This is a genomic window from Pseudonocardia sp. GCM10023141, from assembly GCF_042653605.1.
On record NZ_JBHSIR010000060.1, the window covers coordinates 86,771 to 111,480 of the forward strand.

The 24,710-nt window shown below is 71.6% G+C and carries 24 protein-coding genes; 10 read left to right on the top strand and 14 right to left on the bottom strand.

The window, feature by feature from the left end; genetic code table 11:
- Positions 1-56: 56 nt before the first annotated feature.
- Positions 57-839: a phosphotransferase enzyme family protein gene (locus ACFPFQ_RS34300; protein WP_379626424.1), complete on the bottom strand. Its 783-nt coding sequence runs from the start codon at positions 837-839 to the stop codon at positions 57-59.
- On the bottom strand, positions 836-1,840 hold the full coding sequence (locus ACFPFQ_RS34305; RefSeq protein WP_379626426.1) for a sugar-binding transcriptional regulator: 1,005 nt from the start codon (positions 1,838-1,840) through the stop codon (positions 836-838). The genes ACFPFQ_RS34300 and ACFPFQ_RS34305 overlap by 4 nt, the downstream gene beginning before the upstream one ends.
- Positions 1,841-1,983: 143 nt before the next feature.
- Here ACFPFQ_RS34305 and ACFPFQ_RS34310 point away from each other — a divergent pair, with 143 nt between their 5' ends.
- From ACFPFQ_RS34310 to ACFPFQ_RS34330, 5 genes are all read left to right on the top strand, one after another.
- On the top strand, positions 1,984-3,351 hold the full coding sequence (locus tag ACFPFQ_RS34310) for an ABC transporter substrate-binding protein (protein ID WP_379626428.1): 1,368 nt from the start codon (positions 1,984-1,986) through the stop codon (positions 3,349-3,351).
- On the top strand, positions 3,348-4,298 hold the full coding sequence (locus ACFPFQ_RS34315; RefSeq protein ID WP_379626430.1) for a carbohydrate ABC transporter permease: 951 nt from the start codon (positions 3,348-3,350) through the stop codon (positions 4,296-4,298). Before ACFPFQ_RS34310 ends, ACFPFQ_RS34315 begins: the two co-directional genes overlap by 4 nt.
- On the top strand, positions 4,295-5,179 hold the full coding sequence (locus ACFPFQ_RS34320; RefSeq protein ID WP_379626432.1) for a carbohydrate ABC transporter permease: 885 nt from the start codon (positions 4,295-4,297) through the stop codon (positions 5,177-5,179). The genes ACFPFQ_RS34315 and ACFPFQ_RS34320 overlap by 4 nt, the downstream gene beginning before the upstream one ends.
- Entirely contained in the window at positions 5,179-6,165 is a 987-nt protein-coding gene (locus ACFPFQ_RS34325; protein WP_379626434.1) for a zinc-dependent alcohol dehydrogenase family protein, read from the top strand. The genes ACFPFQ_RS34320 and ACFPFQ_RS34325 overlap by 1 nt, the downstream gene beginning before the upstream one ends.
- A gap of 91 nt (positions 6,166-6,256) precedes the next feature.
- On the top strand, positions 6,257-6,868 hold the full coding sequence (locus ACFPFQ_RS34330; RefSeq protein WP_379626436.1) for an NIPSNAP family protein: 612 nt from the start codon (positions 6,257-6,259) through the stop codon (positions 6,866-6,868).
- Positions 6,869-6,871: 3 nt separating this feature from the next.
- On the opposite strand, the gene ACFPFQ_RS34335 is transcribed toward ACFPFQ_RS34330, so the two are convergent.
- Positions 6,872-7,240 (bottom strand): ester cyclase, encoded by a 369-nt coding sequence (locus tag ACFPFQ_RS34335; protein ID WP_379626438.1) that lies wholly within the window; start codon positions 7,238-7,240, stop codon positions 6,872-6,874.
- Between the two features lie 88 nt (positions 7,241-7,328).
- Here ACFPFQ_RS34335 and ACFPFQ_RS34340 point away from each other — a divergent pair, with 88 nt between their 5' ends.
- Together ACFPFQ_RS34340 and ACFPFQ_RS34345 are read left to right on the top strand one after the other, a co-directional pair.
- On the top strand, positions 7,329-7,985 hold the full coding sequence (locus ACFPFQ_RS34340) for a TetR/AcrR family transcriptional regulator C-terminal domain-containing protein (protein WP_379626440.1): 657 nt from the start codon (positions 7,329-7,331) through the stop codon (positions 7,983-7,985).
- 143 nt (positions 7,986-8,128) lie between these two features.
- Positions 8,129-9,388, top strand: a complete 1,260-nt coding sequence (locus ACFPFQ_RS34345; RefSeq protein WP_379626442.1) for an acyltransferase family protein — start codon at positions 8,129-8,131, stop codon at positions 9,386-9,388.
- Positions 9,389-9,397: 9 nt separating this feature from the next.
- Here the strand turns inward: ACFPFQ_RS34345 and hrpA are convergent, their stop codons facing one another.
- The 4 genes from hrpA to ACFPFQ_RS34365 all read right to left on the bottom strand — a co-directional run bounded on the left by hrpA (position 9,398) and on the right by ACFPFQ_RS34365 (position 15,971).
- Positions 9,398-13,666, bottom strand: a complete 4,269-nt coding sequence (gene hrpA / locus ACFPFQ_RS34350) for an ATP-dependent RNA helicase HrpA (RefSeq protein ID WP_379626444.1) — start codon at positions 13,664-13,666, stop codon at positions 9,398-9,400.
- 28 nt (positions 13,667-13,694) lie between these two features.
- Positions 13,695-13,955, bottom strand: coding sequence for a hypothetical protein (locus ACFPFQ_RS34355; RefSeq protein WP_379626445.1), 261 nt, complete (start codon positions 13,953-13,955; stop codon positions 13,695-13,697).
- A gap of 521 nt (positions 13,956-14,476) precedes the next feature.
- Entirely contained in the window at positions 14,477-15,298 is an 822-nt protein-coding gene (locus tag ACFPFQ_RS34360; RefSeq protein ID WP_379626446.1) for a serine hydrolase domain-containing protein, read from the bottom strand.
- On the bottom strand, positions 15,291-15,971 hold the full coding sequence (locus ACFPFQ_RS34365; RefSeq protein ID WP_379626448.1) for an SDR family NAD(P)-dependent oxidoreductase: 681 nt from the start codon (positions 15,969-15,971) through the stop codon (positions 15,291-15,293). Before ACFPFQ_RS34365 ends, ACFPFQ_RS34360 begins: the two co-directional genes overlap by 8 nt.
- A gap of 26 nt (positions 15,972-15,997) precedes the next feature.
- Here ACFPFQ_RS34365 and ACFPFQ_RS34370 point away from each other — a divergent pair, with 26 nt between their 5' ends.
- Positions 15,998-16,816 (top strand): DUF72 domain-containing protein, encoded by an 819-nt coding sequence (locus ACFPFQ_RS34370; protein WP_379626450.1) that lies wholly within the window; start codon positions 15,998-16,000, stop codon positions 16,814-16,816.
- A 22-nt stretch (positions 16,817-16,838) separates the two neighbouring features.
- Here the strand turns inward: ACFPFQ_RS34370 and ACFPFQ_RS34375 are convergent, their stop codons facing one another.
- Together ACFPFQ_RS34375 and ACFPFQ_RS34380 are read right to left on the bottom strand one after the other, a co-directional pair.
- A complete protein-coding gene (locus tag ACFPFQ_RS34375) occupies positions 16,839-18,032 on the bottom strand; it encodes an MFS transporter (RefSeq protein WP_379626452.1) in 1,194 nt (397 codons plus the stop codon).
- 10 nt (positions 18,033-18,042) lie between these two features.
- Positions 18,043-18,609: a PadR family transcriptional regulator gene (locus ACFPFQ_RS34380; protein WP_379626453.1), complete on the bottom strand. Its 567-nt coding sequence runs from the start codon at positions 18,607-18,609 to the stop codon at positions 18,043-18,045.
- Between the two features lie 72 nt (positions 18,610-18,681).
- Here ACFPFQ_RS34380 and ACFPFQ_RS34385 point away from each other — a divergent pair, with 72 nt between their 5' ends.
- Together ACFPFQ_RS34385 and ACFPFQ_RS34390 are read left to right on the top strand one after the other, a co-directional pair.
- On the top strand, positions 18,682-20,046 hold the full coding sequence (locus ACFPFQ_RS34385; RefSeq protein WP_379626455.1) for a carotenoid oxygenase family protein: 1,365 nt from the start codon (positions 18,682-18,684) through the stop codon (positions 20,044-20,046).
- Positions 20,043-20,759, top strand: a complete 717-nt coding sequence (locus ACFPFQ_RS34390; protein WP_379626457.1) for a VC0807 family protein — start codon at positions 20,043-20,045, stop codon at positions 20,757-20,759. The genes ACFPFQ_RS34385 and ACFPFQ_RS34390 overlap by 4 nt, the downstream gene beginning before the upstream one ends.
- Before the next feature lie 24 nt (positions 20,760-20,783).
- Here ACFPFQ_RS34390 and ACFPFQ_RS34395 read toward each other — a convergent pair whose 3' ends face one another.
- From ACFPFQ_RS34395 to ACFPFQ_RS34415, 5 genes are all read right to left on the bottom strand, one after another.
- Positions 20,784-22,391, bottom strand: coding sequence for an acyl--CoA ligase family protein (locus tag ACFPFQ_RS34395; RefSeq protein WP_379626459.1), 1,608 nt, complete (start codon positions 22,389-22,391; stop codon positions 20,784-20,786).
- Positions 22,392-22,477: 86 nt separating this feature from the next.
- A complete protein-coding gene (locus ACFPFQ_RS34400; protein WP_379626461.1) occupies positions 22,478-22,774 on the bottom strand; it encodes a DUF1905 domain-containing protein in 297 nt (98 codons plus the stop codon).
- A 103-nt stretch (positions 22,775-22,877) separates the two neighbouring features.
- Positions 22,878-23,072, bottom strand: coding sequence for a ferredoxin (locus ACFPFQ_RS34405; RefSeq protein WP_379626463.1), 195 nt, complete (start codon positions 23,070-23,072; stop codon positions 22,878-22,880).
- Between the two features lie 48 nt (positions 23,073-23,120).
- Positions 23,121-23,684 (bottom strand): class F sortase, encoded by a 564-nt coding sequence (locus ACFPFQ_RS34410; RefSeq protein ID WP_379626478.1) that lies wholly within the window; start codon positions 23,682-23,684, stop codon positions 23,121-23,123.
- 149 nt (positions 23,685-23,833) lie between these two features.
- Entirely contained in the window at positions 23,834-24,310 is a 477-nt protein-coding gene (locus tag ACFPFQ_RS34415; RefSeq protein WP_379626465.1) for an excalibur calcium-binding domain-containing protein, read from the bottom strand.
- Between the last annotated feature and the right edge of the window lie 400 nt (positions 24,311-24,710).

Genomic DNA, 24,710 nt, shown 5'->3' on the forward strand with positions numbered 1-24,710 from the left:
GCGGCACACACCGTGCACGGTGTGTGCGGGGCACCGCCGGTGTGTGCCGGCGAGGATCAGCCCAGCGCTGCGGTGATGGCGTCCGTGTTGCGCTCCAGCCACGCATCCGTGCGGCGCGCCCGCAATGCCGCGTCCGGTCCCCAGTACGCCGCGAAGCCGGGGACGCCGCGCAGCGCGCCGTCGCGCACGATGTCGCACATCCAGTCGTGGCTCGCCCGCACCGCCGCCACCAGCCCGGCGCGGCCCGCGTCGTCGAGCCGGTAGGCGTCGGCGAGGATCCGCAGTCGTTCCAGGCCGCGATCGCGCCTGCTGTCGTCGACGTCGCCCGGTGACCGCAGCGGCGCCCACAGTCGCGCGGCTGCCGCCACGTCCCACACAGGAGCGCCAGGGGCGGCGAGGTCGAAGTCGATCAGGGCGACGGCCCGGCCGTCGCGGAAGACGAAGTTGTCCAGGTTGGGGTCGTTGTGGGTGACGCCCGGCCCGGCCCACGGCTGCGGCGCGCGGTGCGGCCACGGGTGGGGCGAGGGGTCGAAGTCGGCGGCAGCGTCGTGGAAGCGGCGCAGCAGCTCGCCGACGCTGCGCAGTGCGATGTCGGTGAGCCCCCACGCCGGCGTCGGCGCCGTGACCGCGTCGCCGGGCACGTAGCTGACCACCTCGCGGCCGGCTCCGTCGATGCCGAGGATGCGGGGGGCACCGTCGAACCCGACGTCCTCGAGGTGGCGCAACAGCGCGTGCGTACCGGCCGCGTCGGGCCGCAGCGGGCGGCGCACGGTGTTGCCGACGCGGTACACCAGTCCACGGTTGGCGGTGCCGCCGAGCAGGGGGACCTCCACCGTCACGGGGCCGCCCGGCGCTGCGGCTTCCGGCGGCGCGCCGGCGGGCGGGCCTGCTCGAGCTGGGCCTGCGCGACGAGCGCCGTGGCGAGCGTCGAGTGCGTGACGAGGCTGTCGACGAGACCCCCGCGCACCGCGGCGAGCACGGCGCGCACCTTGGTGGGGCCGTAGACGATGCCGATCACCTCGGGCACCGCGCGCATCTGATCAGCGGTGATGCCGATCATGCGTTCGGTGAGGTCGGTGGCGATCGGCTCGCCGTCGGCGTCGAGCAGCAGCCCGGAGACCTCGGCGCAGACCCCGAGCTTCGTCAGCTGGGCGCGCTCGCCCTCGGCCGCGGCGTCGTAGAGGGTGGACTGCTCGGGTTCCCACGCCCCGACCCCGACCACCGCCTTGGTCACCGACCCGATCAGCGAGAACGCCCGCGCGACCTCGGGCTGCTGGCGCAGCGCCCGCGCCGTCGCGGCGTCGGGCACGGCCATCGGCGCGTAGAAGAAATATGCAGGCCCGCCCGCGGTGCGGGCGACCTCGCGCACGAGCTCGATGGAGCTGTCGTCGGCGCCCGGCCGCGCCAGCGCCCCGGTGAGCTGGACGACCGGCACGGGCGCCAGCCTGCGCAGCAGAGTGGCCATCGCGCTGACCGACCGGGACCAGGACAGCCCGAGCACGTCGTCGGGCTCGACGATCTCGGTGAGCAGGTCGGCCGCGGCGGCGCCGAGGTGGTCGCGCAGGGTGGCCGGGTGCTCGTCGGGGGTGTCGGTGACGATGCAGTGCTGCAGCCCGAGCGCGTCCATCAGGCGGCCGGACAGGTCGACGTCGACGACGCCGGGGTGCACGATCTCGATGCGCACCAGGCCGCTGCTGCGGGCGTCCTCCAGCAGGCGCGCGACCTTGAACCGGCTCAGCGCGAACTCCTCGGCGATCTCCACCTTGGAGCGTCCGTCGAGGTAGTAGCGCCGTGCGACGGACGCAGTCAGCACCAGCTGCGCCGGGCCCTCGGTAGCCACGATGATCCACCCCCTTGCTCATATGAGCGCTCGCATGCCCATTGTTGCATGAAGTATTGACGGGCGGTGACCCGTGCCACAAGCTTTCACCTGTGCACGAGTGCGCTCATCTGAGCGCGGCTTGTCAACCCTTGGAGGACGCGATGAGGCGGTCGGGAGTGCGGGCGATGCTGCTCGCGCTGGTCGTCGGAGTGTCGAGCACCGCATGCGCGGGCTGGGGTGGTGGCGTCGGAGGCGGCGGGCCCAACAGCATCAACGTGCTGATGGTGAACAACCAGCAGATGGTGGACCTGCAGCGGCTCACGGCCGACAACTTCACGAAGGAGACCGGCATCTCGGTGAACTTCACCGTGCTGCCCGAGAACGACGTCCGCGACAAGATCAGCCAGGAGTTCTCCAGCCAGGCAGGCCAGTACGACGTCGCGACCGTCTCCAACTTCGAGATCCCGATCTACGCACGCAGCAAGTGGATCGCGCCGCTGGATCCCTACCTCGCGGCCGATCCGGGCTTCGACCAGTCCGACATCCTCAAGCCGATGACGGCGTCGATGACCGGCGACGACGGCAAGATCTACGGCGAGCCGTTCTACGGCGAGTCGTCGTTCCTCATGTACCGCAAGGATGTGCTCGCGGCGAAGGGCATCACGATGCCCGCCAACCCGACCTGGCAGCAGGTCGCCGACATCGCCGCCAAGGCCGACGGCGCCCAGCCCGGGATGAAGGGCATCTGCCTGCGCGGCCAGCCCGGGTGGGGCCAGGTCTTCGCCCCGCTCACCACGGTGGTCAACACGTTCGGCGGCACCTGGTTCACGAAGGACTGGCAGGCCCAGGTCAACGCCCCGGAGTTCACCAAGGCCGTGCAGTTCTACGTCGACCTCGTGCGGGCGCACGGCGAGACCGGCGCCCCGCAGGCCGGGTTCACCGAGTGCCTCAACAACCTGATCCAGGGCAACGTCGCGATGTGGTACGACGCGACGTCGGCGGCGGGCTCGCTCGAGGCCGCCGACTCCCCGGTCAAGGGCAAGATCGGATACGCCCCGGCTCCGGTGGTGGACACGAAGAGCTCGGGCTGGCTCTACGCCTGGTCGTGGGGCATCCAGCAGGCGAGCCAGAAGAAGGACGCCGCCTGGAAGTTCATCTCGTGGGCGTCGAGCAAGGGGTACGAGAACCTCGTCGGGAAGCAGATCGGGTGGTCCAGCGTCCCGGCCGGCAAGCGGGCCTCCACCTACTCCAACCCGGACTACCTCAAGGAGTCCTCGTCGTTCGCGGCGCCGACCAAGGCCGCGATCGACGCTGCCGACCCGCGCAACCCCGGGGTGCAGCCCCGACCGGCGCTGGGCATCCAGTTCGTCGACATCCCCGAGTTCCCCGACCTCGGCACGCAGGTGTCGCAGGAGATCAGCTCGGCGATCGCGGGTCAGATCAGCGTGCCCGACGCGCTGCAACGCGGCCAGGACCTGGCCGACGACGTGGCAGCCCGCTACCGGTCCCGAGTGGGAGGTAACTCGTGAGCACCACAGTGGAACGTCCGACGAGCGCGGCCGGGTCGGCACAGCCGCACAGCGGTCGCCCGCTGCAACGGGCCGGAGCGTGGGCCCGCCGGGCGCCGCTGCTCCCGGCGCTGATCTTCATGATCATCGTGACGCAGCTGCCGTTCGTCGGCACGCTCGTCATCTCGTTCATGAACTGGAACGCCTACTACCCCGACGAGGTCGGGTTCGCCGGCTTCGACAACTTCGGGCGCGTGCTCGGCGACATCAACACGCGCAACGCGATCTTCACGACGATCCTGCTCACCGTGTCGGTCGTGCTGATCAGCCTGCTGCTCGGCATGCTCATCGCGCTGCTGCTCGACCGCACCTTCCGTGGCCGCGGCATCGTCCGCACGATGATGATCACCCCGTTCCTGGTGGTGCCCGTCGCGGCGGCGCTGCTGTGGAAGCACGCGCTGTTCAACCCGGAGTACGGCCTGCTCAACGGCGTGCTGACGTGGATCTTCGGGGCCAATGCCATCCAGCCGGACTGGGTCACGGTGGCGCCGCTGACGTCGGTGGTCATCGCGCTGGTGTGGCAGTGGACGCCGTTCATGATGCTGATCCTGCTGGCCGGCCTGCAGGGCAAGCCGCTGGACGTCATCGAGGCGGCCCAGATCGACGGGTGCAGCGGCTGGCAGATCTTCCGCCACATGACGTTCCCGCACCTGCGCCAGTACCTGGAGCTCGGTGGCCTGCTCGGGTCGATCTACATCGTGCAGAACTTCGACGCGGTCTTCACGATCACGTCGGGCGGGCTCGGCACGGCCAACCTGCCGTACACGATCTACCAGGTGTTCTACACCGCTCACGACTACGGGCGGGCCTCCGCGGCCGGCGTCGTCGTCGTGATCGGCACCATTCTCATCGCCACGTTCGCGCTGCGCACCGTGTCGTCGCTGTTCCGCGAGGAGGGGTCCAAATGACCACCACAACCGCGGAGCGGTCGCGCACCGCAGCCGCCGACACGGCGGCGCTCGCCAAGCGCGGACGCTCGGGCGTCGTGCTCGGCGTGGTCGCCTGGCTCGTCGGCATCCTGTTCGTGTTGCCGGTGGTCTGGATGCTGCTCACGTCGTTCCACAGCGAGACCGACGCGGCCACCAACCCGCCGTCGGTGTTCGCCCCGCTGACGCTGGACGGCTACGCCAACTTCTTCGGGGGTGGCACCGGGGCGAGTCCGTGGCCGCCGCTGCTGAACTCGATCACGGCGAGCGTGCTGTCGACGGTGCTCGTGCTCGCGTTCGCGATCCCCGCCGCTTACGCGCTGTCGATCAAGCCGGTGAAGAAGTGGACGGACGTCCTGTTCTTCTTCCTGTCCACGAAGATGCTGCCGGTGGTGGCGGGCCTGCTGCCGATCTACCTGATCGCGCAGGGCATCGGGATGCTCGACAACATCTGGCTGCTGATCATCCTGTACACGTCGATGAACCTGCCGATCGCCGTCTGGATGATGCGCTCGTTCCTCGCCGAGGTGCCGGGTGAGATCCTCGAGGCGGCCTCGATGGACGGCTGCTCGCTGACGCGGACGCTGCGCACGATCGTCATGCCGATCGTGCTGCCCGGGATCGCGGCCACCTCGCTGATCTGCTTCATCTTCAGCTGGAACGAGCTGCTGTTCGCCCGGGTGCTCACCGGCACGGTGGCGCAGACTGCTCCGGTGTTCCTCACCAGCTTCGTCACCAGCCAGGGGCTGTTCCTGGCGAAGGTGTGCGCGGCTGCGGTGATCGTGTCGCTGCCGGTGCTGATCGCCGGCTTCTCGGCACAGGACAAGCTCGTACAGGGACTCTCGTTGGGAGCAGTGAAGTAGTGAGAGCGGCAGTGATCAGTGCGGACGCGGTGACCGTCGAGACGGTCCCGGATCCGACACCGGGCCCCCGGCAGGTGGTGGTGAAGGTCGCCGCGTGCGGCATCTGCGGCACCGACCTGCACATCGCGGAGGGGGAGTTCGCTCCCACGCTGCCGGTGATCCCGGGGCACGAGTTCGCCGGTGAGGTGGTGGCGCTCGGATCCGACGTCACCGAGGTGCGGGTGGGCGACCAGGTGGCCGTCGACCCGTCGCTGCACTGCGGCGAGTGCTACTACTGCCGTCGCGGCCGGGGCAACCTCTGCGAGCGGTGGGCCGCGATCGGTGTCACCACCGCGGGGGGTGCCGCCGAGTTCGCGGTGGCGCCGGTGGCCAACTGCGTGGTGTTGCCGGCGGGCGTGGCGCCCGCCGACGCGGCGCTGATCGAGCCGCTCTCGTGTGCGGTCCGCGGGTTCGACGTGCTGGCGCCGCAGCTGGGTGATCACTACCTGATCTACGGCGCGGGCACGATGGGCCTGATGATGATGGAGCTGGCCAAGCGCGCCGGCGCCGCCAGCGTCAGCATGGTCGACCTCAACCCCACCCGCCTCGAGACGGCGAAGACGCTGGGCTGCTCGGCCACCGTCACCAGCGCCGACGAGCTCGACCGGCCGCGCGGCTGGGACGTGGTCATCGACGCCACCGGGGTGGTGGCGGCCATCGAGGACGGTCTGGGGCGCGTCGGCAAGGGCGGCACGTTCCAGCAGTTCGGGGTGTCCAACGAGGGTGCGGTGGCCCGCTTCTCCCCGTTCAAGATCTACAACCAGGAGATCCGGATCGTCGGGTCGATGGCGGTGCTGCACAGCTTCGAGCGGGCGGCCGAGCTGTTCGCCGAGGGCGCGTTGCGGGCCGACATCATGATCAGCCACCGGATGTCGCTCGACGAGTACCCGGCCGCGCTCGACCAGTTCCGCAAGGGCGTCGGCCGCAAGATCCAGGTGCGCCCCTGACATCGGCGGCCCCGGGATCGAGGCGCACGGACCACCCGCCTCGGTGGATAGCTGCCGCCGGTTGTCAGCTAATCCGCCTAGCGTGCGGGCGGTGAGCATCGTCGAGCTGCGGCAGTACACCCTGCGTCCCGGTCGTCGGGACGATCTCGTCACGCTGTTCGAGCGCGAGTTCGTCGAGGCGCAGGAGGAAGCGGGGATCCGGGTGATCGGCACGTTCCGCGATGTCGGCGACCCCGATCGGTTCGTCTGGATCCGGGGCTTCGCCGACATGGCGACGCGGCTGGCCGGGCTCACGGAGTTCTACGGCGGTCCGGTGTGGAAGGAACACCGCGATGCGGCCAACGCCACGATGATCGACTCGGACGACGTCCTCCTGCTCGCGCCCGTCGATGGCGAGTTCTGCGTGGCGGAACGGACGGACGGCGCGGGGGAGCCGGGGCGGGTGCTCGCCGTGGTGCACCTGGACCGCGCGCCCGATCCGGCGGCCGCCGCGGCCCGGCTGGGGGCGCCGCTCGTCGTGCTCCGCACGGCGGCTGCCGTGAACGACTTCCCGGCGCTGCCGGTGCGGCCCGAGCCGGCCGAGGTGTGGTTCGCGCGCTTCCCCGACGCGGCGGCGTTGCGCGCGGCGCGTGCCGCACTCGAGGTCCCGGACGCGGCGCAGGTGCTGGTGCTGGAGCCGACGGCCCGCTCCGCCTACCGCTGACGCTCACCGATCCGTCGGCCAGTCCCAGCCCAGCTGGAGGAACATGCCGAGCCGGTCGCTGACCGCCCGGATCTCGGCGCTCTTCCCTGCGGCCATCGTGAAGATCCGGCTCGGGCATCCGCGGATGCGTGCCGGTGTGGTGCCCCGCACCGTCAGCCTGGCCACCACCGGATCGCCTTCGGCGATGAGCTCCTCGGGGAACATCCCGCCCTCGCCGAATGCGGAGAGCTGCTGGCGGACGGCGTCGAAGGCGGCACCGGGTTCGTCCGGCTCGCCATGGATGATCTTGTTGTGGTCGATCACGTCGGCCGCCATGAACTCGCCGAGATCGTCCAGCCTGCGCTCGTTGATCGCCTCGAAGAAGTCGCGCACGACCTGTTTGCCATCCGTCGCGGTTCCTCTCTTACTTTGTAAGATTTACCGATGCGCTTACCCCGTAAGAGAGTCAAGGGAGGTCGGGATGGCGCAGCGCACCCGGGGTGAGCGGGCGGGGCTCAGCGTCGGGCTCGTGCTCGACGCGGCGCTGGCCGTGCTCGACCGCGATGGGCTCCGCGCGGTCACGATGCGGGGGGTCGCCATCGAGCTCGGCGTCGAGGCCATGACGCTCTACCACTACGTGCCGAACAAGGACGCCCTCCTCAACGGGCTGGTGGATCGCGTGCTCGCGGGCGCCACCCCGTCGCCGATCGGCGCCGCGACCTGGCGCGATGACCTGCGCACCGGTGCCCGGACGCTCCGTGCCGCGCTGCTGCGCCACCCCGGCGTGCTACCGCTGGCGGTCACCAGGCCGGCGTCGACGCCGTCGACGCTGCAGGTGGTGGAGCAGGGGCTGGGGGCGCTCTGCGAGGCGGGTTTCCCGCCGGCGCGGGCTGTCGACGTGATCAATGCGATCACGGTGTTCGTCCTCGGCCACACCGCGGCCGAGGTCGGCACGACGCCGGTCAACGAGCGATCAGGACCGGGCTCGACGGCGCACCTCGCCACGCTCGACGCCGACCGCTTCCCGCTGCTGCACCGCGCCGCGACAACCGGCCAGGGCGTGTCCGACGGTGATCGCTTCACCTTCGCGGTGGACGCGCTGCTGGCCGGGTTCGCGGCGACGCTCACGGCCGGCTGAGCCGATCACCGCATTCCGTGATTTCCCGTCATCCGGGCCGGTAACGGTCGGGCGCATTCGTGCGACAGGTCATCGGGCAAGGGTGCCGATTGTGACCTTGATGCCCGGCAAGTCCTGATCATCACGGATGGGCTGGGGGGCACGTGGCGCCGACGCTGCGCGAGCGTTTCGACACCGGGAAGAACAACTTCGACATCCTGCGGCTGGTGTTCGCCGCGATGGTCGTGGTGGAGCATGCCTGCATCCTGCAGGGCCACGCCGGAACGTTCTGGGCGCGATCGGGCACCACGGGCGAGTTCGGGGTCGACGGGTTCTTCGTGCTGAGCGGGTTCCTGGTCACCCGCAGCTACCTGCGCCTGAATTCGCTGCCGCGCTTCGCCTGGCACCGGTTCCTGCGGATCATGCCCGGTTTCTGGGTGTGCCTGCTGGTCTGCGCGCTGGTCGTCGCCCCGCTCGCGGCGCTCATCCAGGGGATGTCGGGCATCGAAGGCTTCACCGGTGCCCCGTCGGCGTGGCGGTTCCTCGTCGTCGACTCGTTCCTGGTGATCCAGCAGTACGACATCGGCGGCGTGCTCGCGGCGGCCCCGTACGAGCCGTCGTTCAACGGTGCATTGTGGACGCTGACGTTCGAGGCGTTCTGCTACGTGCTGGTCGCCGCACTCGGCGTGGTCGGGCTGCTGCGCAGGCGCCGCTGGGTGGTGCCTGCCTTCGCCGCGGTGCTGATCGTGCTGACGGTGCTGCAGGAGAACGGCTTCGCGGTGCCGGTGAGCGACAAGGTCCTGCGGCTCGTCCTGATGTTCGCGCTCGGCGCCGTGGCCTACCTCTACGGCGAGCGGATCCCGATGCGCGGCTGGTACGCGCTGCTCGCGCTCGCCGTGGTGATCTTCTCGGCGGTCGCGTTCCCGGACAACTACCGCCTGCTCGGCGCGGTGCCCGCCGCCTACCTGGTGTTCTGGCTAGCGCTGGCCGGCACGCGGTTCGTGTCGCTGCGCGTGGACCTGTCGTACGGCATCTACATCTACCACTGGCCGGTGATCCAGCTGCTCGCGCTGACGTCGGTGCGCTGGCTGCCGGACTGGTCGTTCGTGGCGATCGCGATGGTCTCGACGGTGCCGGTCGCGCTCGCCTCGTGGTTCCTGGTGGAGAAGCCCGCGCTGGCCCGCAAGCACAGCCCGTTCCCGGATCGGGTGGCGGCCTCGCTGACGCGGCCGTGGCGGGCACTCGCGACCGGGCCGCAGACGTTCCGGATGGCGAAGCCGAGGGCGGGCGCGGCAGTGTCCGTGCCGGGGCCGCGGCTCGACGGGGAGCGATCCGGCATCCCGGCGATCACCGCGCCGATCCCGGTGTCGGGGCAGATCCCGGCGCAGATGCCCGCCCCGGCCCCACGACACGCCCGGAGCTGACCCTGCAGATCAGCGCGGCAGCTCGTCGATGGCCTTCTGGATCCGCTTGATCGAGATCGGGTAGCGCGTGCGCATCGGGTGCGCGTACAGGCCGACCCGCAGCTCCTCGATCATCCAGCGCACCTCGCGCAGAGCCGGGGACGGTTCGACGCCCGCGGGGAGTGCGGCCACCTCGGCGTCGTACTCGTCGGCGGCGACGTGGACCTGCGCGGTCCACTCGGCGTCGCGAACGGTGTCGACGCGCAGCTTCTCGATCCGGCGCTCGATGGCCTCGAGGTAGCGTGCGACATCGGCCAGCCGCGACGCTCCCGCAGCCGTGACGAAGCCGGGGCGCACCAGCGCGTCGAGCTGCGCGGTGATGTCGGCACGGCCGGCCTGCAGCAGCGGGGCGCGCAGGTCGCCGACCTGACCCTGCACGCGGTGCCACACAGCGAGCACGCCGCGCACGGCCTGCAGCACCTGCAGCGTGGTGGAGCCGAGCCGCTGCTGGAACAGCGTGCGCAGCCGGGTGTAGCCGCGCTCGTCCCATGCGGGCCCGCCGGCCGCGATGATCAGAGCGTCGGCGGCGGCGGTGACGCAGTCCTCCAGCAGCGCGGAGACCGAGCCGTGCGGGTTGCGTGACAGCGTCAGCTTGGTGGTGTTGTCGAGCTCGCGCTGCACCTGCCGCGCCGGTGACGGCGTCTCGAGCAGCAGCAGTCGCCGGACGCCGCGCAGGTGCGCCGGGTCGCGCTCGGCGGCCGTCGGGAAGACCCGGACGTCCACCGCCGAGCCGCGGTCGATCAGCCCGGGGAAGCCGGTGACGACGTGGCTGCCGCGCCGGATGCTGTGCTCCCGCGGGAGGGTGCCGATCGTCCAGGTGGTGAGCCCGGTGCGTTCCAGCTCGACGCCCGCGGCCGCCAGTTCGGCGCGGACGCGCGGCGCCAGCTTGTGGCGCAGCGCCTCGAGATCGGTGCCGCGGGTGATCTCGTGCCCGTCCTCACCGATCACCCGGAACGTGACCGACAGGTGCTCGGGCAGCCGGTCGAGCTCCCACGCCTCGCGGGGGATGCGGACCTCACGCATGCGGCCGAGCTCGCGCTCCAGGCCGTCGAGCAGCGGCTCGTCGCCTGCCCGCAGGCGGGCGAGCACCGCTCGGGCGTGGTCCGGGGCGGGGGCGAACAGCCGTCGCAGGTTCTTCGGCAGCGTCTTGATCAGTGCCGTGACCAGCTCCTCGCGCAGCCCCGGCACCTGCCACGTGAACGGCGTCGGATCGATCTGGTGCAACGCGGCAACGGGCACGTCGACGGTGATGCCGTCGTCGCGGTGCCCGGGCTCGAAGGCGTAGGACAGCGGCAGCGTCAGCCCGCCCGCCTCGACGTGATCGGGGTAGGATGCGGGGTCGATCGCCTCGGCCTGCGCGGTGCGCAGCATCTCCTCGGTGAAGTCGAGCAGCTGCGGCTCCCGGCGCGACGTCTTCTTCCACCAGGTGTCGAAGTGGCGGCCGGACACGATGTCGGCGGGGATGCGCTGCTCGTAGAACGCGACGAGCGTCTCCTCGTCGACCACGAGGTCGCGCCGCCGTGCGCGGTGCTCCAGCTCCTCGACGTCCTCGAGCAGCTCGCGGTTGGCGTGGAAGAACCGGTGGCGGGTGTCCCAGTCGCCCTCGACGAGCGCGTGGCGGATGAACAGCTCGCGCGATGTCTCGGCGTCGATGCGGCCGTAGTCGACGTTGCGGTCGACGACGATCGGGATGCCGTGCAGCGTGACCCGCTCGACGGCCACGGCCGCCGCCCGCTTGCGCGACCAGTGCGGCTCCGAGTACGTGCGCTTCACCAGGTGACCGGCCACCGGCTCGATCCACTCCGGCTTGATCCGCGCGACGGTGCGGGCGAACAGCCGGGAGGTCTCGACGAGCTCGGCTGCCATCACCCAGCGCGGCTGCTTCTTCGCCAGCGAGGAGCCGGGGAAGATCATGAACTTGGCGCCGCGGGCGCCGAGGTACTCCCGCGTCTCGGCTTCGCGCAGGCCGATCTGCGACAGCAGTCCGGCCAGCACGGAGATGTGGATGCGGTCGGCGTCGGCATCCGTGTCGTTGGGCGTCAGCCCCGCGTTGCGGGCGGCGGACCGGAGCTGGCTGTGCAGGTCCTGCCACTCGCGGATGCGCAGGTAGTGCAGGAACTCGTCGCGCAGCATCCGGCGGAAACGGCTGCCGGACAGCTCGGCGCGCTGCTCGTTGACGTAGGTCCACAGGTTGCGGAACGCCAGGAAGTCGGAGCCGTCCTCCGCGAACCGCGCGTGCTTCTCGTCGGCGGCCTGGCGCCGCTCGGTCGGACGCTCGCGCGGATCCTGCACCGACAGCGCGGCAGCGATCACCAGCACCTCGCGCAGGCACCCGTTGCGGTCGGCCTCCACCAGCATGCGGCCCAGGCGCGGGTCGACCGGCAGCGCCGCCAACGCGCGCCCGACGGGGGTGAGCGCGTTGCGGCCGTCGAGCGCGCCGAGCTCGTGCAGCAGTGCGATGCCGTCGCCGACGTTGCGCGCGTCCGGCGGGTCGACGAACGGGAACGCGGTGATCTCACCGAGCTCCAGCGAGATCATCTGCAGCACGACCGACGCGAGGTTGGTGCGCAGGATCTCGGGGTCGGTGAACTCGGGGCGGGCGTCGAAGTCGTCCTCGGCGTAGAGCCGGATGCAGATGCCGTCGGCGACCCGGCCGCAGCGGCCGGCGCGCTGGTTGGCGCTGGCCTGACTGATCTTCTCGATCGGCAGCCGCTGCACCTTGAGGCGCCGCGAGTAGCGCGAGATGCGCGCGGTGCCCGGGTCGACGACGTAGCGGATGCCCGGCACGGTGAGCGAGGTCTCGGCGACGTTCGTGGCGAGCACGACCCGACGCCCGGTGTGCGGGGCGAAGACGCGCTGCTGCTCGGCGATGGACAGCCTGCCGTAGAGCGGCACGATCTCGGTGCCGCGGAGGTTGCGCTTGTCCAGCGCGTCGGCGGCGTCGCGGATCTCCCGCTCGCCGGGCAGGAACACGAGGATGTCGCCGTCCCCCTCGCGTTGCAGCTCGGCCACGGCGTCGCCGATGGCGTCGAGCTGATCGCGGTCGGGATCGGCCTCGGGATCGTCGGGGTCGACGACCGGGCGGTAGCGCACCTCGACGGGGAAGCTGCGCCCGGAGACCTCGATGATCGGCGCCGGTTGCTGCGGGGTGCCGAAGTGCTGGGCGAACCGCTCCGGGTCGATCGTGGCGGAGGTGATCACGACCTTGAGGTCGGGGCGCCGGGGGAGCAGCTGCGCGAGGTACCCGAGGATGAAGTCGATGTTGAGGCTGCGCTCGTGGGCCTCGTCGATGATCAGCGTGTCGTACTGCCACAGCATGCGGTCGCCGGTGAGCTCGGCGAGCAGGATGCCGTCGGTCATGAGCTTGACCAGCGTCTTCTCGCCGACCTGATCGGTGAAGCGCACCTTCCAGCCCACGGCGTCGCCGAGCTCGGTGTGCAGCTCCTCCGCGATGCGGGCCGCGACGGTGCGCGCGGCGATCCGGCGGGGCTGGGTGTGGCCGATGAGGCCACGCACGCCGCGGCCGAGTTCGAGGCAGATCTTGGGGATCTGGGTGGTCTTCCCGGAGCCGGTCTCACCCGCGACGATCACGACCTGGTGATCGCGGATGGCGGCGGCGATGTCCTCGCGGCGAGCGCTGACCGGCAGCTGGGCCGGGTAGCTGATGGCCGGTACGGCAGCGCGCCGGGCGGTGATCTGCAGCTCGGCGGTGTCGATCGCGGCGGCGACGCCGGCCAGCGCGCGGCCCCTGGCGACGTGGTCGCGGGTGCGGCGGGCGGTGTCGAGGCGCCGCGACAGGCGATGCTCCTCGCGCAGCGTCAGCGCGGGGAGGCGCTCGGCGAGCGCGTGCACGTCGGCCTCGGTGAGGACGGGGACGGGACCGGCGTCGCGTGTGCCCTCCGGCCGGCGGTTGCGGCCCGGGCGTGCTCGCGGTGCGCCGTTCGCCTCGGCAGCGGCCGGGGTATCGGCAGCGGCACGGGTTCCGGCTGCGGCATCAGGTGCGGCCGGCGCATCGGGGCCGGCGTTGTCCACGGCGGTGTCGGCCGCGGACCGGGGGCGCCTGCGCCGTGGCCGGCGTTTCCGGGCGGGGATGTCCGCGCTCCCGCGGCCCGTCCTCTGGTCGCCGCCGCTGCCACCACCACCGGCGGGCACGACGCCCTCGCGGGAGGGGAGGGCGTCGGCTGGTGGGGTGACCTGCGCGGGGCGCGCGTCAGTGGCTCGGGCCGCGGGAGTGGTCATGGTGAAATGCAGTCTGCCTTGGTCGGGATCAGACGGAGCGTAGGGCCGGGGTGATCTCGTCGGCGACCGGATTATCGAGCGCCGGGTGCTCCACGAGTGCCAGCACGCGGTTGGCGAGGAAGCGGGCCGTGCGTACCGTGCTGCCGCCGCGGGTGGTCTCGCTGACCTCGACGACACCGCGTGCATGCGTGATGCCGACCTTGCGGCCTGCGCGCGTCGCGACGATCTCGTAGGTGCGGGTGGTGCCGCTGCCGGCGTCGATCACGATCTCTACTCGGTCGCCCTTCATGGTGCTGCCTCTTCCCCGTCGGGTACTGGTGACAACGGCTCCGACCTGCGAATTGTTCCCCGGGAGCCAGGTGTGAGGGGCGGCGCCGTCGGGGGCCGGCGCCGCCGGGAAGCTGCGTCCGTGGTGGGACATGGACGCAGCGAGCTGCGATGGGGAAGGAGGGGGGTTTGAGTGTTCGGCCCGGACGCCGGGCGCCTCACGGCGCTTGGCGCACCTCCGAAGAGGTGGCAAATGTTGAGACCCGGGGCTCGGATCGCCCGGACCGAACAGTCCTCACAACCGCCGACCCCCGCAGAACATTCCCGCGCTGCGGAGATCGACCTCGTCCGAACCGGGCGCCGGGCGCCTCTCGGCACGTGGCGCACCACAAGGGGTGGCAAAAGGGTGGGACCCGGGGCTCGATCGCCCGATGCGGACAGCTGGCTCAACGGCCGACCCCGGCAGAACATTCCCGCCCCGTCGAGCGCCGCACAGGGCGACCGTTCGGCGCGGTCAGCAGTCCTGCGCGGTGGTTGTCGCCCCTACAGCGCCGCGAGTACCCCGTCGGTGAACGGCGGCCAGGCCGCCACCGACCACGGGTTGAAGTCGCGGTCGGTGAGCGCGACGCAGGCCGCACCCGCGTCCGGGTCCACCCACAGGAACGTGCCCGCCTGCCCGAAGTGCCCGAACGTCCGGGGGGAGCTGTGCGCGCCCGTCCAGTGCGGGGACTTGCCGTCGCGGATCTCGAAGCCCAGGCCCCAGTCGTTGGGCCGCTGCCTGCCGTAGCCGGGCAGGATCCCGTCGACGCCCGGGAAGGCCACCGTGGTGGCCTCGCGCAGCGTGTCGGGGTGCACGAGCGTGGGCGCCTGCAGCTCGGCGGCGAACAGCGCCAGGTCGGCCGCGGTGGCCACGCCGTCGGCGGCGGGGGAGCCGTCCAGCGTCGTGTCCGCCATCCCCAGCGGCTCGCAGACGGCCTCGCGCAGGTACTGCGCGAACGGCATGCCGGCGGCGGCCGCGATGGTGGCGCCCAGCACCTCGAACCCGACGTTGGAGTAGATCCGCTTCGCACCCGGGCGCGCCTGCACGACGCCGTCGGTGAACGAGAGCCCGGACGTGTGCGAGGCCAGGTGCCGCACGGTGGAGCCCTCCGGCCCGGCCGGGGTGTCCCACTCCACCGCGCCCTCCTCCACGGCGATCAGGGTGGTGTAGGCCGCGAGCAGCTTCGTGACCGACGCCAGCCGGAACGGTCGCCGCTGGTCGCCCGCCGCGGCACGCACCGTGCCGTCGGCGCCGACCACGGCGACCGCGACGTTGTCGACCGGCCAGCCCAGCGCCGCGTCGACGGCCTCCTGCAGGTCAGGCATCGCCGTAGACCGGGATCGCCGCACCGCTGATCGGTGCCGCGTCGGGACCGCAGAGGAAGACGATGACCTTGGCGATGGCCTCCGGGGCGACGGCGCGAGCGGCCATCTCGGGTGACATCCAGCTGCGGTTGGCCGGAGTGTCGATGGTGGAGGGCAGCACGGCGTTCACCCGGATCTTCTGCGCGCGCAGCTCCCCGGCGAGCAGCTGCGTGAGCCGCACCACCGCCGCCTTGCTGGTGGCGTGGACGATCGGCGCCGGCCCCTCCACCGCGGTGCGCGACCCGACGTTGACGATGGCGCCGCCACCGGCAGCGGCGAACCGCGGGGCCACGGCCTGCGCCGTCCACAGCGCCGAGCCGAAGTTGGAGCGGAACAGGCTGTCGAGCTGCTCCTCGTCGACGTCGGTCAGCGCGCCGGGGGTGAACCCACCGGCGAGCCCGACCAGCGCCGTTGCCGTGACGGGCAGTGCGTCGACGGCGCCGAACGCCTCCTGCACCGCGGCCCGGGACGCCAGGTCGACGGCGATGTGGTGCACGCCGTCGCGTTCACCGAGCGCGTCGAGGTGCGCGCTGGGGCGGTCGAGCGCGACCACCGGCCGGCCCGCCGCCAGGAACTCGGCGACCACAGCATGTCCGAGTGCGCCCGCGGCGCCCGTCACGATCACAGCATCCACGCTGCACATCGTGACAGTCCGGTGGGATGCTCCTGCAGGTGGCACGGGTGCGGGTGGGGACGTCGGGGTGGCGCTACCCGCCGTGGCGCACCACGTTCTACCCGAAGGGGCTCCCGCAGCGCCGCGAGCTGGAGCACCTCTCGCGGCAGGTCACCAGCATCGAGATCAACGGGTCGTTCTACGCGCTGCAGCGCCCCGAGAACTACCGCGCCTGGGCCGCGGAGACCCCGGACGACTTCCTGTTCTCCGTGAAGGCGCCGCGGTTCATCACGCACATGAAGCAGCTGCGCGAGGTGGAGACGCCGCTCGCCAACTTCTTCGCCTCCGGGGTGCTGGCGCTGGGGGCGAAGCTCGGTCCGGTGCTGTGGCAGCTCCCGCCACGGATGCGGCTCGATCCCGACCGCATGGCGACGTTCCTGGCGCTGCTGCCCCGGACGTCCACGGCCGCTGCCGCGCTCGCGGTCCGCCACGACGAGCGGATGGAGGGCCGGACGCTGCTCGAGATCGACGCCGACCGCCCGCTGCGCCACGCGGTGGAGGTCCGCAACGAGACCTTTCGGGACCCGGCCTTCCGCGAGCTGCTGCGGGCGCACGACGTGGCGCTCGTCGTCGCGGACTCGGCGGGGCAGTGGCCGCGCTTCGACGATGTCACCGCCGATTTCTGCTACGTCCGGCTGCACGGCGAGGGGGAGCTCTACGTCGGCGGATACACCCCGGACGCGCTCGACGGCTGGGCGGCGACGGTCCGCGGATGGGATCGCGACACCGTCGTCTACTTCGACAACGATGCCAAGGTGCATGCGCCCTATGACGCGATCGCGCTGCTGGACCGCCTGCGCGCGTGATCGCCGCCCCGGCCGCTGCCGATCACGACCGGACGGCGCGGAGCTCCTGTGCCGCCTTGTGCACGGCCAGCAGCCGGCGCCCGATCACCATCAGGACGGCCGCGACGACCATCGTGGCCGATCCGACGAGCCACGCTATCGGGAACGACAGGTGCGTCGCGAGGAAGCCGAACCCGACCGGCCCGATGAACCCGCCGCCGTAGACCCCCACCTGCACGATCGACGTGGCGGCGACCGGTGCCGACGGGTTGAGCTGCGTCACCGCGAACTGCAGCAACCCCGGCCAGGCCCAGCCCAGTCCGAAACCGAGCACGGTGCCGATCACCAGCGCCGCGGTGCCGGGGGTGGCGAGCAGCGCGAGCCCGCCCGCACCCAGCAGCAGGCTGGCCGCCACGACGGCGATGTGCCCGCCGCGCCGCCGGTCGGCGAGCCAGCCGTGCAGCAGCCGCAGCAGGAGCCCGACGACGCTGCCCAGCGTGAGGGTGAGCCCGGCGGCGGCGGGGTCGATCCCGCGATCCACCGCGGAGGCGACGAGGAAGATCCCCAGCGCCGAGGAGGCCGCCGCCGCCAGCCCGGCCGCCACGCCGATCACGGCGAGCGCCCCGGTGGCGCGCTCGCCGGGCACCGCGGGGGTGCGCCGGTACCCGCCCCCGTCGCGCGGCGTGAGCAGCAGTGCCGACAGCGCCAGCACGGCACCGGTGACGTACGCCCACCGCCACCCGACGGTCAGCGCGATCGCCGGCACCGCTGCGCCGGCGATCAGGGTGGCGAGCGGGATGGCGGCCTGCTTGATGCCGAAGGACAGGCCGAGCCGCGCGGCGGGGATGTGGCGCGTGAGCGTCAGGTTGGACGCGAGCTGGCCCAGCACGTTGCACCAGGCACTGCACAGCAGCACGACGACGAGCGCGGCGTAGGACCGCACGAGCGCCGCGACCAGCAGCATCACGACCGCGGCGCCGAGCACGGCTGCTCGGCTGGTCACGGTGGAGCCGAACCGCTCGACGAGCCATCCGCACGGCAGGGACGCGCACGCGCTCACCCCGAAGAAGAGCGCGACGACCAGGCCGAGTCCGGCCGGGTCGAAGCCGAGCTCCGCGGAGAGCTGCACGGCGAGCCCGCCGGTGAGGAAGATCGGCAGCACCGAGACCGTGGTGGTGGTGACGGCGCCGACCGCGGCGCGCCCGGCGCCGGGAGCAGGGGGTGCCGACGCCGTCATGTGAGCAACGCTAACCGACGGACCGGGCCGCGGCGCCGTCCTGTGAGCCGTCCGCAGTCGCCTCCAGCTGCTCGATCGCCCACTGCGCCCAGCCGTGGATGGCATCGAACTGGCGCAGGCCGAACTCGGCGGCCAGCAGCCCGAACCCGGCAGGGCCGCGCTGTGTCGCGGGGCCGTTCAGCTCCCGGATCTGGCGCAGCTCGGCAGCGCCGGCCGCGGTGTGCTGGGCGATCCCGCGCAGCATGGTGATGGCGTCGGCGGGCTCCAGTGCGGAGATGAGGAACATCCGCAGCACGTCCTCGTTGCGCACCTTGCTCTGCTGGGGGCGGCGCAGGAGCCAGGTGCGCAGCTCGTCGCGACCGGCGTCGGTGGCGGCGTAGGTGCGGCTGCCCCGCGCGCCCTCGTGGGTGACCTCGATCAACCCGGCCTCGGCCAGCTTGCCCAGCTCCGGGTAGATGCTCGTGTGGCCGGCCTGCCAGGCGTAGCGGCCGATGTCGGCCTCGAACGCCTTCGTCAGCTCGTAGCCGCTGCGGGGCTCGACGATCAGCAGGCCCAGCAGTGCGTGGGAGAGGGACATGCAGCAACCGTACACGTCAACTTCGACATGTCAGAGTTGACATGTCAGGTCGGTAGGGTGCAAGCTCCTCCCATGACCTCAGGGACCACCACCCCGCTCCACATGGCCGGCCACCTCGCCCCGGTTCCCGACGAGATCGAGGCGTTCGATCTGCCGGTCGAGGGTGCGCTGCCGCCGGAGCTCACCGGCCGCTACTTCCGCAACGGGCCCAACCCGCTGCCCGGCGACGTGTCCAGCCACTGGTTCACCGGCCAGGGGATGCTGCACGGCATCCGGCTCCGCGACGGCCGGGCCGAGTGGTACCGCAACCGCTGGGTGCGCACCGCCACGATGGAGGGCCGCAGCGGCATCGGGCCCGACGGCACGTTCGACCGCACCGTCGGTGTCGCCAACACCCACGTCATCGCGCACGCCGGCCGGATCATGGCGCTGGTGGAGAGCAGCTTCCCGCAGGTCGTCACGCCGGAGCTGGCCACGGTCGGCCCGTGCGACTTCGACGGCAGGCTCACCACGGCCATGACCGCGCACCCCAAGACCGATCCGGTCACCGGGGAGCTGCACTTCTTCGGCTACGGGCTGACGCCGCCCTACCTCACCTACCACCGGCTCGCCGCCGACGGGCAGCTCGTGACGAGCGCCGAGATCGCGGTACCTGGGCCGACGATGATGCACGACTTCGCCATCACCGACCGGCACGCCGTCTTCCTCGACCTGCCGATGACGTTCCAGCTCGAGCTGCTGGCCAAGGGCATGCCGTTCGGCTGGGACCCCTCCTACGGCGCCCGCATCGGCGTCATGGCGCTCGACCGTCCCGGCCAGGTGCGCTGGTTCGACGTGGAGCCCAACTACGTCTTCCACGTCGGCAACGCGTTCACCGACGCGGCCGGCCGGGTCGTTCTCGACGCGGCGCGCTACGCACCCGCCGACGCCGTCGCGATGTGGGGCGGGCTGGGTGCCGATCTCGCCGCGGACGCCGCCGCCACCGGTACGGCGCGGCTGCACCGCTGGACGCTCGACCCGGCCACCGGCTCCGTCACCGAGACGCCACTGCACGACCAGGGCATCGAGTTCCCGACCGTCGACGACGAGCGCGTCGGCCGCGAGGCCCGCTACCGCTACGCCGTGGCCGACACGGCCGGGCGAGCCGGGATCGTCAAGTTCGACACCGCGCAGGGCACGGTCGCCGAGCACGCCATGGCCGCCCACACCGTGGCCGGGGAGGCCGTGTTCGTGCCGTCGGCCGCACCCGGCCGGGCGGAGGACGACGGCTGGCTGCTCACCATCACCACCCGCCGCGACGGCAGCGCGTCGCAGCTGCTCGTGCTCGACGCCACCGACGTCGCCGGCGCGGCGGTGGCTGCTGTGACACTTCCCCGCGGTGTGCCGTCCGGCTTCCACGGCTCCTGGATCGACGACACCGAGCTGGAGCTGTCATGACCTACCCCGTTGCCGCACCTGCACCCGCCGTCGCGAACCAGAACCGGAGCATCGCCATGACGAGCAACGAGCAGCCCGCAGCCCCGACCGGCAACGACGGGCCGCCGGTCAACCCGGCGCGGGCCATGATCCGTGGGCTGGCGCTGGACGTCGGCCTGCCGGTCGTCACCTACTACGCGCTGCACCTGCTGGGCGCCAGCGACTGGGTCGCCCTGCTCGCCGCGTCGGGCGTGGCGGCGGTCCGGATCGTGTGGAGCGCCGTGCGGGAGCGCACCCTCAACCAGTTCGCCACCATCATGCTGCTGGTCTACGGCCTCGGCTTCGCGCTGGCCTTCGTCACCGGCGACCCGCGGACGCTGCTGCTCAAGAGCTCCTTCGTGACCGGCGCCGTCGGCGCGCTGTTCCTCGCCTCGGCCATCCACGGCAAGCGGCCGCTGACGCTGAGCGCGGCACAGAGCTTCGTGCCGGCGAAGGCCGCGACACTCGCCGAGCTCTACCGGGCGAACACCGACGCGCGCCGCGGCTTCCGGCTCTCGTCCACCGTGTGGGGAATCGGCCTGCTCGCCGAGGCGCTCGTGCGGATCCCGGTGGTCTACCTGCTCCCGATCGACGTCGCGTACGGCGTGACGGAGGTCATGTTCATCGCGGCCTTCGCGCTGCTGATGGTCTGGAACGGCTGGTACATGCGCCGGTCCGGGTTCGTCGGGGCCTGAACCACCCTTCGCCCACCGGCCAGGTCAGCCGCGGATGCGGTTGGTCTGGCCCTTCCATTCCTGCTCCCGCAACGCGAACTTCTGGATCTTCCCGGTGGACGTCTTGGGCAGCTCCTTCACGAACTCCACCGCCTTGGGTGCCTTGTACCGGGCGATCTTCGAGCGCACGTGCTCGATGACCTGCTCCTCGGTGGCGCTCTCGCCGTCGGAGAGCACGACGAACGCCTTGGGCCGCTCGCCCCACTGCTCGTCGGGCACTCCCACCACCGCAACCTCGAGCACCGCCGGATGGGACATCACGGCCTGCTCGACCTCGACCGTGGAGATGTTCTCCCCGCCCGAGATCACCACGTCCTTCGCGCGGTCACGCAGCTCCACGTACCCGTCCTCGTGCATGACACCGAGGTCGCCGGAGTGGAACCAGCCGCCCGCGAAGGCCTTCTCGGTGCCTGCCGGGTCCTGGTAGTAGCCGGTCATCACGTTGTTGCCGCGCATCACGATCTCGCCCATCGTGGTGCCGTCGGCCGGGACGTCGTTCATGTCGTCGTCCACCACGCGCAGGTTGTCGGCGCAGATCATGCCGACGCCCTGGCGCGACTGCAGGGTGGCGCGCTGCTCGGGGTCGAGGTCGTCCCATGCGCGCTGGTACTGGTTCACCGAGTACGGGCCGTAGGTCTCGGTGAGCCCGTAGACGTGCACGATCCGGAAGCCCATCCGCTCCATCTGCAGGATCGTGGTGGGCGACGGCGGCGCCCCGGCCGTGGTGACCACCAGCTGGTAGTCGAGCGTCACGGCCTCGGACGCCCGCATGATCGTGGTGACCACCGTCGGAGCCCCGTTGAGGTGCGTGACGCGGTGCTCGGTGATCAGCTTCCAGATCGTGTCGCCGCGGACCTCCCGCAGGCAGATGTGGGTGCCGCCGATGGCCGTCAGCGCCCACGGGGTGCACCAGCCGTTGCAGTGGAACATCGGCAGCGTCCACAGGTAGACGCTGTCGGGGGTGTGCGTGGAGTGCACGATCTCGCCGAACGAGTTCAGGTACGCCCCGCGGTGCGAGTACTGCACGCCCTTGGGTCGCCCCGTGGTGCCGGACGTGTAGTTGATCGAGATCGTGGCCGTCTCGTCCTCGACGGTCCACGCGATCGGGGTGTCGTTGCCACGGGCCAGCAGGTCGTCGTAGATCACGCCGCTGCCGGTGCCGTCGCCGGGCGCGGCGGGGTCGACGACGGTGATGATCTCCTCGACGGTGCGCAGCCTGCCGGCCACCGGTGCGACGGTGGGGTAGAGCGCGGCGTCGATGACGAGCAGCTTGGCCCCCGAGTGGTCGAGGATCGTGCGGACCTCGTCGGTGGACAGCCGCGTGTTGATGGCCACCAGCACCGCGCCCGCGAGCGGCACCGCGAAGTGCGCCACCAGCATCTCGGGGATGTTGGGCAGCAGGTAGGCGACCCGGTCACCGGGCTGCACGCCCGAGCCGCGCAGGGCGTGCGCCACCCGCGTCACCTCCGCGGCGAACTCCGCGTAGGTGTGGCGGCGCTCGCCGTAGACGATGGCCGACTTGTCCGGGTAGACCTCCGCGGACCGGCGCAGGAACGCGAGCGGGGTCAACGGGGTGTTCCAGACGGACGTCATCGGCGGCACTCCTCGGATCGGGGACCCTGATCCTGAGCGCTCACCGACGCCAGGGCAACCGCCGGGTGGTCGGCCCGGTGCGCGGATCAGCTGATCCGCTCCTCCAGGTGAACCGTGATCGTGTCGCCCGGGTTCTTGCCGATCTTCCGCAGCAGCTCGGCCTTGACCGGCAGCTTGTGGGTGCCGTCGCCCAGTGCCATGAACGAACTCCGGAACGGGTGGCCGTCCATGGTGCCGCGCACCTTGACCAGGCCGCGGGTGCCGAAGAAGGCGGCCGAGCCCGGCATGACGACGTAGGTCCAACCGCCCGCGGCGGGGCTGCGCACCAACGGCGCCGTGAACTCCGTGTCCAGCGTGCCGGGGACGTGTGCGGTGCTGCTCATCGCTGGTGTGCTCCTCGTGTCCGGCGTCCGGGGTGGCCGCCGTCTACCGAGGACGTAGAAGCCGCGCGCAGCTTCTCGACATGCTGCGCGCAGAACTCCTCGCTCAGTCCTCGACGAGCTTGATGGCCGCGCGCGGGCAGGACATCACGGCCTCCTCCAGCTGCGGGCGCATCGACTCCGGAGGGTTCTCGTCGAGGATGTAGAGGAAATCGTCCTCCCGCACCTCGAACACCTCAGGGGCGATGCCCATGCAGATGGCGTTGGACTCACACAGATCGAAGTCGACCACGACCTTCATACCGACATCCTGCAACCGCGTCGGCCAGCCTGCTCACTCAGGACACCCTCACCCCGAGCCGGTCAGCCGCGCGTAGGCCACGACGTTGTCGAGGTACTGACCGGTGCTGCTGTCGAAGGAGCCGCCGCAGGTGATCAGCCGCAGCTCCGGGCCCGTGGTGTTGCCGTAGACCTGCCCGGTGGGGAACGCGGACTTCGGGTAGTGCTCCACGCGGTAGGTGGTGAACACCGCCACGGTGCCGTCGGCGCGGGCCACCCGGATCTCGTTGCCGGCCGTGAGGTCCTTGAGCCGGGAGAACACCCCGGCAACGCCCTTGTAGTCGACGTGCGCGGCGATCACCGCGGGCCCGTTCGCCCCCGGTGCCGGGCCGAGGGTGAACCAGCCTGCCGACGTCGCGTCCGGCGGCACCTCCAGCGCGCCCGCCTTGTCGAGGCCCAGCGGGAGCAGCGCGCCGGTGCGCACCCCGATGGCAGCCACCGTCAGCCCGACGGGCTTCGCGGAGGGCATCGCCCCGATGGCACGGGCCGGTGGCGGCGCCGATCCCGGCGTTCCCGGCGGGATGGGGGCGGCAGCCGTGGGAACGGTCGGCGCCGGGGCCGCGGCCGTCGCCATCACGGGCGCCGCCACCGGCTTCGCGACAGGGGCCGGGTCCGCCCCGCACCCGGTGAGCAGGACGGCGGACGTGCACAGCAGGGCGAGCACGACACCCGCCCGGACCCGAGCCCGGTGGTTCCCGAGGCGGGCGGTCACCGAACGAGCCGTCACGAGGCCGGGTAGCCGCCGGTCGCGACCCCGCCGACCGGGAAGACCGCCACCTGCTGGTTCGCGGTACCGAAGTGGTCCTCGCAGGCGATGCCGTCGCCATCGGCGTCGAGCCGCTCCGGGTCACCGGCCTGCGCGGTCAGCGCCGCCTGGGCGTCGGCCTGGGTGGCGAAGTCGGGGCAGTCGCGGTCCTCCGCGGGTGTGGCCGCGTCGGCGACCGGCACCGGTGCCGCCTGAGCGGGGGTGGTGGTCACCGCGGTGGGCAGGTGCGGCAGCGACTGGCAGGCGATGCCGTCACCGCTGCCGTTCGAGCCGCCGTCGAGGCGGTTCGGGTCGGACGGGTCGGCGTCGAGGACGGCCTGCGCCTCCTCCTGGTAGGTGAAGTCGGAGCAGTCCACGTCGGGGGCCGCAGCCGCGGTGGCGGTGACGGCGGTGGCGGTGAACGCGAAGCAGAGTGCGACGGCGGAGACGGTCACGCACAGTCGACGGGCGAGACGCATGGGATCGGGGTCCGTTTCGTGGGGGGAGAGAGACGGCCGTCGTGGGGGAGCGCCGGCCTGCCTCGCTCATCGGGACCACTCACGCGTCGTTACCAATCGATTACGAATTGCGCTGTATGGCGGCGGTGGTGGACGCGATCGGCGCAGTGGTGGGCGTCCGTGGGGGCGATCGGGACAGCCGCATGGTTCCGTTTGGTGATCTTCGGCTTGGTTCGGACAGCCACATGGTTCCATGTGGCGTTCGGGGAACGTCGCGCGTTCACCCCACCGACTCGTGCTGCTGCAGATACGTCAGGAGCGCAGCAGATGTCCGTGGCCATGGGAAAGTCCTCGTTGATGGCCAGGTGTAGGTCCCCGCTGGTGGCCAGATAAAAGT

Coding starts and splice junctions, on each gene's coding strand:
- ACFPFQ_RS34310 (WP_379626428.1), top strand. CDS start 1,984: ATGAGGCGGTCGGGAGTGCGGGCGATGCTGCTCGCGCTGGTCGTCGGA.
- ACFPFQ_RS34320 (WP_379626432.1), top strand. CDS start 4,295: ATGACCACCACAACCGCGGAGCGGTCGCGCACCGCAGCCGCCGACACG.
- ACFPFQ_RS34340 (WP_379626440.1), top strand. CDS start 7,329: ATGGCGCAGCGCACCCGGGGTGAGCGGGCGGGGCTCAGCGTCGGGCTC.
- hrpA (WP_379626444.1), bottom strand. CDS start 13,666: ATGACCACTCCCGCGGCCCGAGCCACTGACGCGCGCCCCGCGCAGGTC.
- ACFPFQ_RS34355 (WP_379626445.1), bottom strand. CDS start 13,955: ATGAAGGGCGACCGAGTAGAGATCGTGATCGACGCCGGCAGCGGCACC.
- ACFPFQ_RS34360 (WP_379626446.1), bottom strand. CDS start 15,298: ATGCCTGACCTGCAGGAGGCCGTCGACGCGGCGCTGGGCTGGCCGGTC.
- ACFPFQ_RS34370 (WP_379626450.1), top strand. CDS start 15,998: ATGCTCCTGCAGGTGGCACGGGTGCGGGTGGGGACGTCGGGGTGGCGC.
- ACFPFQ_RS34375 (WP_379626452.1), bottom strand. CDS start 18,032: ATGACGGCGTCGGCACCCCCTGCTCCCGGCGCCGGGCGCGCCGCGGTC.
- ACFPFQ_RS34380 (WP_379626453.1), bottom strand. CDS start 18,609: ATGTCCCTCTCCCACGCACTGCTGGGCCTGCTGATCGTCGAGCCCCGC.
- ACFPFQ_RS34385 (WP_379626455.1), top strand. CDS start 18,682: ATGACCTCAGGGACCACCACCCCGCTCCACATGGCCGGCCACCTCGCC.
- ACFPFQ_RS34390 (WP_379626457.1), top strand. CDS start 20,043: ATGACCTACCCCGTTGCCGCACCTGCACCCGCCGTCGCGAACCAGAAC.
- ACFPFQ_RS34395 (WP_379626459.1), bottom strand. CDS start 22,391: ATGACGTCCGTCTGGAACACCCCGTTGACCCCGCTCGCGTTCCTGCGC.
- ACFPFQ_RS34400 (WP_379626461.1), bottom strand. CDS start 22,774: ATGAGCAGCACCGCACACGTCCCCGGCACGCTGGACACGGAGTTCACG.
- ACFPFQ_RS34405 (WP_379626463.1), bottom strand. CDS start 23,072: ATGAAGGTCGTGGTCGACTTCGATCTGTGTGAGTCCAACGCCATCTGC.
- ACFPFQ_RS34410 (WP_379626478.1), bottom strand. CDS start 23,684: ATGGCGACGGCCGCGGCCCCGGCGCCGACCGTTCCCACGGCTGCCGCC.